Source organism: Polaromonas sp. P3_C2 (assembly GCF_056402675.1).
On sequence record NZ_JBFUGX010000068.1, the window covers coordinates 1 to 10286 of the forward strand.

The following is a 10286-nucleotide window of genomic DNA, read 5'->3' on the forward strand; positions in this document are numbered from 1 at the left end:
GTCCGGCGCAGGCCTCGATGAGCATACCGTCGGCGCAACCATTGACCCAGGCCGGCAGCCGGAACTGCCTTGTCAGCACCACGGTTTGCCGCCGGACGTTGACAAGAAGGATCGCTGCGCCGTTGCCGCGGTCATAGACCTCGCGTGTCTGCTGCTGCCACGTGCCGCCGCGGCGGCGCAACTCGATGGTGAGTTTGCGCAACACATACCAGTTGTCGGACAGGCGTTCATCGCCGAGCACGCGCACGTGTGGTGCGGGCGGTGGAATCAGGAAGGAAGGGCGCATTCGGATTGGTTGATTTCGTGTAATATCGTGCATTATTATGAAATTTCGTGCAATTGTCCAGCTTCACGCCAGATAGAAACCGGAGCCGAAACCCCATGCTGACCAGCCAACGCAAACACCTGCTGCTGACACGCCTTGACCGTGACGGGCAACTGGTTGCCAAGACCGTCAGCCAGGAACTGGGTATTTCGGAAGACACCATCCGGCGCGACCTTCGCGAGCTGGCCCAGGCGGGCAAGCTCCAGCGTGTCCATGGCGGGGCCTTGCCTGCTTCACCGGCCGTCGGCAATGTGACGGTGCGCGAGCAGATTGCGCCGCTGGACAAGCAGGCCATCGGCCGGGCGGCGGYGGCCATGGTCCAGCCAGGGCAGGTGGTGATCATCGACGGCGGCACCACCGCGCTGCAGATGGCGCGGCACCTGAGTGAAGACCTTCATGCGACGGTGTTTACCCACAGCCCGGCGGTTGCCATGGAACTGGCTCGCTGTCCCCACCTCGTGATTCAGCTGCTTGGCGGGCGGCTCTTTCGGCACTCCATGGTGGCCATGGGGGCCGAGTTGATGGAGCAGCTATCCCGCCTGCGGGCCGATGTGTTTTTCATGGGGGCGACCGGCGTGCATGCGTCGGCGGGCGTGACCACGGGAGATTCCGAAGAAGCCGCCGTCAAGCGGGCGCTGCACCGCTGCGCCTCGGAAACGGTGCTGCTGGCATCGGGCGAAAAACTTGGCGCGGCTTCGGCCTGCCGCATCATGGCGTTGGCCGATGTGTCGGCGGTGGTGGTTCACCGCGACGCGCAGGCAGCGTGGATCAGCAGCGCCAGACGTGCCGGCGTGCGTGTGGTGAGGGCGGGCTGATCAAGCCTGGGGTATCAGGGCGCTGTCGGGGCGGCCAGGCTGTTCAGCGCAGGCCTGACTTGTACCGGGCAATGGCCTTGGCCCGGAGGTCTTCGCTGATTTCTGTTTCACTTGCGGCAGGAGCGGCCGCGACGGCGCGCGACGGTGCGGGCGATGCAGCGGACGCTGACAGCAATGGTTCGCTGCCGCTGCGGGGTCCGAAAATCTTGGTCTGCGCATAGGCCGCATAGCTGCGCAGGCGCTCGTCCTTGCTGTTGAGCGCTTCCTGAATTACTTCAGTGGCGTACGGCAGGTCATGCAGGAATTGATGGACATTCAACGAACGGCCGAACTCCCGCTTCATGGGAATGACCATCCGCACCGCGTAGGCCATGAGATCGGAGTCGTCAGGCGGCGTCATGGTTAACAGCATGGTTTACGTGTCTTGATGGGGGGAACTCAAGCACCTGAAATCATCTCGCCGTGCTGGGCAAGGTCAAGGCCCAGTTCTTCCTCTGCCGTGGTTACGCGAAGGCCTGCAAGGGGCTTGACCACCAGCAAAATCAGCCAGGTCGCGACGCCTGCGTAAGCTGCAACGGCGCAGGCTCCCACGAGGTTGGTAAACACGGTGGCGGTCACGGGTGCAATTTCCTTGAGCGCAAAGACCGGGGTCAGGACCGTGCCGATGATGCCGCCCACGCCATGCAGGGCAAATACGTCAAGCGAGTCGTCAATTCCTGTGGCACGCTTGAAGCGGGTCACGGCCAGGAAGCAGCCGACGCCGCCCGCAAAGCCCAACACCGATGCGCCCATGACGCCGACAAAACCGGACGCCGGCGTGATGGCGACGAGGCCGGCAATGGCGCCAGTTGCCATGCCCAGCACGCTGAACTTGCCGCGCTGGACATATTCGCAAATGCCCCACATGAACGCGCCAACGCAGGCCGCCACCTGGGTGGCCAGCAGGGCGCCCACGGCGCGCGAACTGGCTTCAAAGGCCGAACCGGCATTGAAGCCGAACCAGCCCGCCCACAAGAGCCCGGCGCCGATGATGGATATCAAGAGGTTGTGCGGCACCATGGGTTCGGTTCCGAAACCCTTGCGCGGACCCACAACCTTGGCCGCCACCAGGCCGCTGACGCCGGCCGCGATGTGCACCACTGTGCCGCCCGCAAAGTCCATGTGGCCCATGCTGGCGAGCCAGCCGGTGGGTTGCCAGATCCAGTGCGCCACAGGGGCGTATACCAGGATGGTCCAGAAGGCCGCGAAGAAAATGGTGGCGCTCAGGCGCATTCGCTCCACAGTGGCGCCGATGATCAGCGCGAAGGTAATGATGGCGAATGCCAGCTGGAACAGGAAGAAAGCGGATTCCGGCACGGAAGGCGCTGAAACGTGCGCGCCGACTTTTGCGCCCAGCAGGCMTTCGCTCAGTGCCCGGCTCATGTCACCGATCCAGGGGTTGCCGGGCGTGAAGGCCAGCGAGTAGGCAATGCCCGCCCATACCAGCGTGACAACTGTGGTGGCCGCAAAGGTGTGCGCCACGATGGAGAGCGCATTTTTGGCCCGCATCATGCCGCTGTAAAACAGCATGATGCCGGGAATGGTCATCAACAGCACCAGGACGGTCGAGATGAGCATCCAGGCGGTGTCTGCGCCATTGAATTTCGCAACGGCAGGCGCCGCGGCGGCGGCGGCGGTCTGGGCATGAAGAGGGGCAGACGCCAGAAGCGCCAGCACAGGGGCCAGCACATTGATGGCAGACGGCCTGCGGATAACCAGGACTTGGCTCATACATTCCCCTCTCGTTGTTTTAGCTGCTATCAGCTGCTATGCGGTACGAGGGATGTTACATCCGGCTACATGTATTGGGTAAGTAAAAAATACCTGTTTTTGGGCATTATTCCTTGTTCTGTAGCATTTCGGCTTGTTTTGGGGCGCGTTTGCCGCCGGCCACCTGCAATGCCTCATTCTGCTGCGCACCGTCAGCAAGGCTCCTGTCCATCTGAAACAGCTGTGCCAGTGCCTGCCGGTATTGCGGCTGGCCGACCAGGTTGGTGTCGTGGTGCGAGCCACCCGGCACCAGCAGGAAGAGCTTGGGCTGCGCTGCGGCGTCATAAAGTTTGCGCCCCAGGTCCGGCAGGATGAGGCGGTCTTCGCCGCCATGCACCACCAGCAGGGGGGAGCCGATCTTGCCGACTTTTCGGACGGCCTCGAAACGTTGGGTGATGAGCAGCGACACCGGCATCCAGCCCCACTGGGACGTACTCACCACATCGGCGATGGAGGTGAATGTGCTTTCGACAATCGTGCCGCTTTCATCGGCCACTTCAGTGGCCAGGTTGATGGCAATTGGCCCGCCCAGCGAGTGTCCGAAGATGTAACGGGGGCGGCCGGGGTACTTTTTGGCCAGCCAGTCCCACGCGGCGCGGGCGTCTTCGTAGGCCGATGTTTCCGACGGCAGTTCGTAGGTGCTTTTGCCAAAACCGCGATAGTCGATCCCCAGGACCGAGAAGCCGAGCTCCTGCATGCGGCGCATGCGCGGCGCGGAGCCGGTAACGTTGTAACGCGCGCCATGCAGGTACAGCAGCACGGGGGTTTTGCTTGCGGCATCGGGCTCGTCTGCCGGCAGCCACAGGCCGTGCAGGCGGACGGGGTGGTCGCCGTCACTGCCGTTGCCGCCAGCGGCGTTGAAGTCAATCCAGACGTCTTCCATGCCAACAGCGGCGGCAGCGCCCCCGCTCCAGGTGCGGTCGCTGGGCTGGAAGATCCAGGCCCGCTGCTTTTCGTCAAGGGTGGCGCAGCCCGCCAGCAACGCCAGCGTCATCAGGAAAGAAGTAAAGAGGTGCCAGCGTTTCATGCAAGTGAATGATTCGCCGGGCGCCGGAAAGTTCAGCGTCCGCGCATGAAGAGCGTGTCAAGCTCCCGGATGCTGACCTGCCGCCAGGTGGGCCGCCCGTGGTTGCACTGGTCGGAGCGCTCAGTGGCTTCCATCTGGCGCAGCAGGGCGTTCATTTCGTCAAGCGTGAGCTTGCGGTTGGCGCGCACGGCGCCGTGGCAGGCCATGGTCGACAGCAACTCGTTCTGGGCCCGCTGTATGACGGTGCTGGCGTCGTGCTGGGCCAGTTCGGCCAGCACGCTGCGGGCCAGCTCCACCGCATCGCCCTGCGCCAGGCTGGTGGGCACGGCGCGCACCGCCAGGGTTTTGGGCGAAAAAGGCGTGATTTCCAGGCCCAGCGTTGCCAATGCCTGGGCGTTGGCCTCAGCCGTGGCCACTTCCTGGGGGCTGGCGGCAAAGGTGGCCGGAATCAGCAGCGGCTGGCTGATGATGCTGGCACCATCGGCGCCATCGGCACCGTCCATCTGGGTTTTCAGGCGTTCATAGACGATGCGCTCATGGGCAGCGTGCATGTCCACAATGACAAGGCCCTGGGTGTTTTCGGCCAGCACRTAGATGCCCTGCAGCTGGGCGATGGCGCGGCCCAGCGGCCAGTCGCCGGAGGGCAGGGCGCTTGCGCCTTCAGGCACGCCAGGGTTTGCCATGCCATTTCCGGCTGGGGGAATGGTGACGTACAGGGCATCCTCGCCAGATTCCCGCGGGCTGGGCGCGACGGCTTGCGATGACGGCCACATGGCGTCAAAGTCGGAGGCCCTGTGGCCGCCGTTTGCTACAAAATTGATAGCTGGTTGCGCCCATCCCTGTTGCGAAAAAGCCTTGTTTTGTTCAAGAAATCCGGTGGGCGTGACAGCAGCGTCTTCCGTGCCGGCCTGGACAGCTGCCATGGAGCGCGGAACGGCCAGCGCGTTTTCGGTGGCGTGGCGCACGGCCTGGTGCACCTCGCGGCTGTCGCGAAAACGCACTTCGATCTTGGTCGGGTGCACGTTCACGTCCACGCGGGACGGGTCGATCTCGACATACAACGCATAGACCGGCTGGCGGTGGCCGTGCAGCACGTCTTCATAGGCACTGCGCGCAGCGTGGGTCAGCACCTTGTCGCGCACGTAACGGCCGTTGACATACGCGAACTGCTGGTCGGCGCGCGAGCGGGCGGCATCCGGAATGCCGGCGACGCCCCAGACGCGCACGGCCGGCAGGCCGTCGGCGCGGCGGGCCGAGCTTTCATAGCTGACGGCGACGGACTGCTCAACAAATTCGCTGCCCAGCACGTCGGCCAGGCGCTGCTGGTGGGCGTTGTCGCCTGCCGCCGCGCGCCATTGCTCGACCAGCTTGCCTTCGTGCCAGATGGCAAAACCCACATCGGGCCGCACAAGGGCATGGCGGCGTACGGCTTCAATGCAGTGGGCCAGTTCGGTGGCATCGGTTTTCAGGAATTTGCGGCGCGCGGGCGTGGCGTAAAACAGCTCCCGCACTTCCACGCTGGTACCGCGGCTGCGGGCGGCGGGCTTCAGTTCGCCGGTGCGGCCGTCAAGCTGCCATGCGTGTTCATCCGCGGCGGTTCTGGACAGCAGGCTCATGTCTGCGATCGAATTGATCGCCGCCAGCGCCTCGCCCCGAAAACCCATGGTGCCGACGGCTTCGAGATCCTGCAACGACGCAATCTTGCTGGTGGCATGGCGCCTCAGGGCGACGGGAAGTTCTTCGCGCGGGATGCCGAAGCCGTCGTCTTCGACCATGATGAGCCGCACGCCACCGGCCAGCAGCCGCACAGTCACCTGTGTGGCGCCGGCGTCCAGTGCGTTGTCGACCAGCTCGCGCACGACGGACGCTGGGCGCTCCACCACTTCGCCGGCCGCAATCTGGCTGATCAGTTCATCGGGAAGTTCGCGGATCGGGCGGCGGGCGGGCAGGGTCATTGCGCAGATTTTACGGGTTTGGCTGTTGAGGGACATGCCGTAAACCCCCTGCGTCCTGAGGCTTTCCCGCACTGGTTCAATCAGCAACTTGTAATAGTCTGTTGGCGATTTGCAAGGTTTGGGGCATGCCATGAAGCTCATTGGCCATCCCTGCAGGCCTGCTGGTTTCATACCTGTCAAAATTGCCGGCATGGAACTAGTCACCTTTCTCATCGATTTCATTCTTCATGTCGACAAGCACCTGGAAGCCTTTGTCACCAGCTACGGCGCATGGGTGTATGCCCTGTTATTCCTGATTATTTTTGTGGAGACCGGCGTAGTCGTCATGCCTTTTTTGCCGGGCGATTCACTGTTGTTTGTGGTGGGTGYGATGTGCGGTGTCGGCCTCATGAGTTTTCCGGTAGCGGTGGCGTTGCTGTTTGTGGCGGCTGTGCTGGGCGACCAGTGCAACTACAGCATAGGGCGGGCTTTGGGGCCCAAGGTGTTCCAGTGGGAAAACTCGCGCTGGTTCAACAAAAAGGCTTTTGACCAGGCCCACGCGTTTTACGAGCAGTATGGCGGCATCACCATCATCGCGGCGCGTTTCATGCCCTTTCTTCGCACCTTTGCCCCTTTTGTCGCGGGCGTATCGGACATGACACGCAGCAAGTTCACGTTGTACAACCTTGTGGGCGGCGCGCTGTGGGTCGGTGGAATCATCACGGTAGGGTATTTTTTCGGCAACATTCCGTTTGTCAAAACCCATCTCGACAAAATCATCTGGGCCATGATTTTTATTCCCGGCCTGATTGTTATTTTCGGCGCCTGGAAGGCCAGGCGCAAAGCAGGCAACGCCGGCGCCTGAAGGTGCGCTGATACGCATTCGCCCAAAAGGCCTGTTGTTGAACGGGCTTGATGCAACGCCGCCACGCGCAACTGCGCACGTGATAAAAAATGACAGTGCCGCCTTTCCGGCTGGCAGGAAACCTGAATGAACATCACCCCCCTGGACCTTGCCGCAGTGCACACGCTGCCGGAATTACTGGCCTTTCGCGTGGCACACAGCCCCGAGGCTGAGGCTTACCGTGAATTTGATGCCGTCACCGGGCAATGGTGCAGCACCTGCTGGGCTGAGGCCAGCGAGCGGGTCGCGCGGTGGCGACGCGCGCTGGCGGCCACGCAACTGCCGGCCCATGCAAGTGTCGCGATCCTCTTGCCTAACGGCCTTAATGCGGTGAGCATTGACCAGGCAGCCCTGTCGTTGGCGCTGGTGCCTGTGCCGCTGCACGCCATTGACAATGCCGGCAGCATTGCCTACATCCTGGCCGACTGCGAAGCTTCCCTGCTGATGGTGTCATCGCTTTCGCAGTGGCAGGCCATTGAGGCTGTCGGAACGCCCTTGCCGGCGTTGCGCTGCGTGGTGGTCGCCGCGCCTGAAGCGGCATTGAGCGGGGCGGGTGGGCCGGTGGCTGTTGTGCCCCTGGCCGACTGGCTGGCGGTGGGGGAAGGGTACGCCGGCTTGCTGCCCGCACCGCAGGAGGACGACCTCGCGGCCATCGTCTATACCTCCGGCACCACGGGAAAACCCAAGGGTGTGATGCTGACGCACCGCAACATCGTGTCCAACGTGCGGGCCATCCTGTCGCTGGTGGTGCCGGCGGTGGACGATGTGTTCCTGTCGTTCCTGCCGCTGTCGCATACGTTTGAACGGACTGCCGGTTATTACCTGCCCATTGCCGCCGGAAGCTGTGTGGCTTATGCGCGTTCCGTGCCCTTGCTGGCCGAGGACCTGAAAACCGTGCGCCCCACCGTGCTGATTTCGGTGCCGCGTATTTACGAACGCGTATTTGCCAAACTGCAGGAAACACTGACGCAGTCGCCGCTTAAAACACGCCTGTTTCTGGCGGCGCAGTCTGTCGGCTGGCGGCGGTTTTGCCGCGCACAGGGATTGCTTTTGGCGGAAAGCGAAAAAAGTCCGTGGGCATGGCTGGATCCCCTGGTCTGGCCCCTGCTGGAGCGGCTGGTGGCCGGAACCCTGCGGGCGCAGTTTGGTGGGCGCGTGCGGGTGGCGGTGAGCGGTGGTGCGCCCTTGTCGCATGCGGTGGCACGCTGTTTCCTCGGCCTGGGCCTGCCGCTACTGCAGGGCTACGGCATGACGGAGACATCGCCCGTGGTGTCGGGCAATGGTGTGGACGACAACGACCCGGCCACGGTGGGCAGGGCCTTGCCGGGTGTCGAGGTGCGCATCAGCGCCAACCAGGAGCTGCAGGTACGCGGCCCGCTGGTGATGAAGGGCTACTGGAAACGCCCCGAAGACACGGCCCGCGTGCTGACGGACGACGGCTGGCTGTGCACAGGAGATCAGGCCGTGATCGATGGCGGGCGTATCCGCATCATGGGACGCCTGAAGGAAATCATCGTGACGTCGACCGGCGAAAAAGTACCGCCTGGCGACCTGGAGGTGGCGATTGCCGCCGACTCCCTGTTCGACCAGGTCTTTGTCGTCGGTGAAAACCGCCCCTTCATCGCCTGTGTGGCGGTGGTCAACCCGGCCGAATGGCGGCGTGTGGCTGCAGCGCTGGCGGTGGACCCCGAGGATCCGGCCAGCCTGCACCTGCCGGCTGTCCACAAGCTCGCGCTGGAGCGCATGGCAACCCAGACAAAGGACTTTGCACGCTACGCGACGCCGCGTGCCGTGTACCTTACGCGGGAGCCGTGGACGCTCGAAAACACCCTGATGACGCCGACGCTCAAGCTCAAGCGCAACAACCTGATGACCCGTTATGCACGCGAAATTGAGGCGATGTACCGTCCCGAAGCGCGGATCAGCGGCCACCCTTGAGAAACAGGTCTCGGTCAGGTGCGAAATTGGCATGTAGGGGCAGCATGGCACCGCCCAGCGCGCGAGCGTCGGAGCCAATGCTGCCGGCGATCACCTGGGCGGGCCAGAGGCCTTCCCAGTTGTAGCGGCCGAGTGCTGCGCCCGTGGCTTCAATCAGGCGCTGCAGCAGCGGGCGGCAAAAGGAGCCATCCATCACCACGGCATCAATATCCAGCAGGGCCGTTGCGCTGACCACGCTGTGGGCCAGTGCATTGGCGGCGCTGGCCACCCAGGCCTGGGTGTCGGACTCGAACGGCGGCTGCAGGGCGCGTTCGTCATAGGCTGCAGTCGGATCAAGCCCGCGCGCCTTGAAACACTGCTCCAGTTCCMAGAGCGAAGCCTGGCTGACCAGCTGTGGCGGCGCGCCGGGTGGCCGGGCCGCCTGCAATGGCAGCGACGCCACGGCGCCGGCGTTGTTGTGGATGCCGGCGTGAAGCTGTGAGTTGATGACCAGGCCGCCCCCCACAAAGGTGTCGACAAACAGGTAGAGAAAGCTCTTGAGGTCGCGCCCACGGCCCGACACCAGCTCGGCCACGCAGGCCGCCGAGGTATCTTTGGCAAAACTCACAGGCAGCTCGGTCATGGCTTGCACTTCGGCGCYGAGGTCGATGTGGTTCCATCGGTCCGACTGCTGCGCTGACAGCCCCAGCATCCGGTGCCAGCCACCGAGCTGGAAGGGAGCGGCCACCCCCACACCGACCAGTCGCGGAGCCAGTGCACCGAGTTGCTCGCGCAGGATGCGCAGGTTCTGGCCGATCACGGGGAGCAGTGTGTCGGCATCTGGGAAGGCATAGGCCAGCGACAGGCGTTGGCGGACCTGACCGGTGAAGTCGACCAGCAGCCAGTCGGTGCTGCGCCGGCCAATCTTGATCCCCACAGAGAAGGCTCCGTCGGGGTTCAGCGCCAACGGCACCGAGGGCTGGCCAATGCGCCCGCGCACGCGATCATGCCGGATCAGCAGGTCGTCTTCTTCCAGCCGGGCAGTGATCAGCCCGATGGTCTGTGCGGTCAGGTTGGTCAGGCGGGCCAGTTCGGCTTTCGGTACGCTGCCGTGCAGGCGGATGGCCTGCAGCACCACGCGTTCGTTGAACTGGCGCATACCCACGTGGTTGGAGCCGCGCTGGCGCAGCCACACAGGTGTGGCTGCTTCGGATTCCGCAGGGGTAGCGGGAGTGGCGGCGGTGACAGGAGATTCGGTCATGGACGCAGATTTTCGCCGATGACCCCTTTGCGCAGGATGAAGTTGCCAAAAGGCTGCAATTCACCCGTCACCACAATGGCATAGGCCTGGCGTACCCGTTCATAAAACGCGTAGCGCTCAACGGCCTCGGCCTGCTGGTGCGGCAGCCAGCCCGGGGCCAGCAGCGCCAGTACCTCGCGCTGTAGCTCTGAACGGTAGGGTGCCTCGGTACCGCTGACCTGCATGTAAGCCACCGGATGATCCACGTCTTCAGCCAGAGGCAGCAGCGACGCCACGGCCCGCACTGTCCGCGCC

The 10286-nt window shown here is 63.8% G+C and carries 10 protein-coding genes; 3 read left to right on the plus strand and 7 right to left on the minus strand.

What is annotated here, in order from left to right; all coding sequences use genetic code 11:
• Positions 1-286: NUDIX hydrolase (locus tag AC1DWI_RS04950; protein WP_477724464.1), on the minus strand; the 286-nt coding region annotated here is incomplete at its 3' end.
• A 95-nt stretch (positions 287-381) separates the two neighbouring features.
• Here AC1DWI_RS04950 and AC1DWI_RS04955 point away from each other — a divergent pair.
• Positions 382-1140 carry a DeoR/GlpR family DNA-binding transcription regulator gene (locus AC1DWI_RS04955; protein WP_477724465.1) on the plus strand — a complete coding sequence of 253 codons (759 nt, stop codon included), beginning with the start codon at positions 382-384 and terminating at the stop codon, positions 1138-1140.
• A 43-nt stretch (positions 1141-1183) separates the two neighbouring features.
• Here AC1DWI_RS04955 and AC1DWI_RS04960 read toward each other — a convergent pair whose 3' ends face one another.
• The 4 genes from AC1DWI_RS04960 to mutL form a co-directional block, all read right to left on the minus strand.
• The gene (locus tag AC1DWI_RS04960) at positions 1184-1552 is read right to left on the minus strand and encodes a hypothetical protein (RefSeq protein ID WP_477671150.1); all 369 of its coding nucleotides are present in this window, start codon (positions 1550-1552) and stop codon (positions 1184-1186) included.
• A gap of 26 nt (positions 1553-1578) precedes the next feature.
• Positions 1579-2910: an ammonium transporter gene (locus tag AC1DWI_RS04965; RefSeq protein WP_477724466.1), complete on the minus strand. Its 1332-nt coding sequence runs from the start codon at positions 2908-2910 to the stop codon at positions 1579-1581.
• A 106-nt stretch (positions 2911-3016) separates the two neighbouring features.
• Positions 3017-3976: an alpha/beta hydrolase gene (locus AC1DWI_RS04970; RefSeq protein ID WP_477671148.1), complete on the minus strand. Its 960-nt coding sequence runs from the start codon at positions 3974-3976 to the stop codon at positions 3017-3019.
• 32 nt (positions 3977-4008) lie between these two features.
• Positions 4009-5931, minus strand: a complete 1923-nt coding sequence (gene mutL, locus AC1DWI_RS04975) for a DNA mismatch repair endonuclease MutL (RefSeq protein WP_477671147.1) — start codon at positions 5929-5931, stop codon at positions 4009-4011.
• Between the two features lie 190 nt (positions 5932-6121).
• Between mutL and AC1DWI_RS04980 the strand changes: the two genes are divergently transcribed.
• A complete protein-coding gene (locus tag AC1DWI_RS04980; RefSeq protein WP_477724467.1) occupies positions 6122-6775 on the plus strand; it encodes a DedA family protein in 654 nt (217 codons plus the stop codon).
• A gap of 126 nt (positions 6776-6901) precedes the next feature.
• On the plus strand, positions 6902-8752 hold the full coding sequence (locus AC1DWI_RS04985) for an AMP-dependent synthetase/ligase (protein WP_477671145.1): 1851 nt from the start codon (positions 6902-6904) through the stop codon (positions 8750-8752).
• Here AC1DWI_RS04985 and AC1DWI_RS04990 read toward each other — a convergent pair.
• Positions 8736-9992: an ROK family transcriptional regulator gene (locus AC1DWI_RS04990; RefSeq protein WP_477724468.1), complete on the minus strand. Its 1257-nt coding sequence runs from the start codon at positions 9990-9992 to the stop codon at positions 8736-8738. The two genes, AC1DWI_RS04985 and AC1DWI_RS04990, sit on opposite strands and share 17 nt — an antisense overlap.
• Positions 9989-10286 (minus strand): RbsD/FucU domain-containing protein (locus AC1DWI_RS04995; protein ID WP_477724469.1); only part of this gene is annotated, 298 nt, incomplete at its 5' end. The genes AC1DWI_RS04995 and AC1DWI_RS04990, both read right to left, overlap by 4 nt.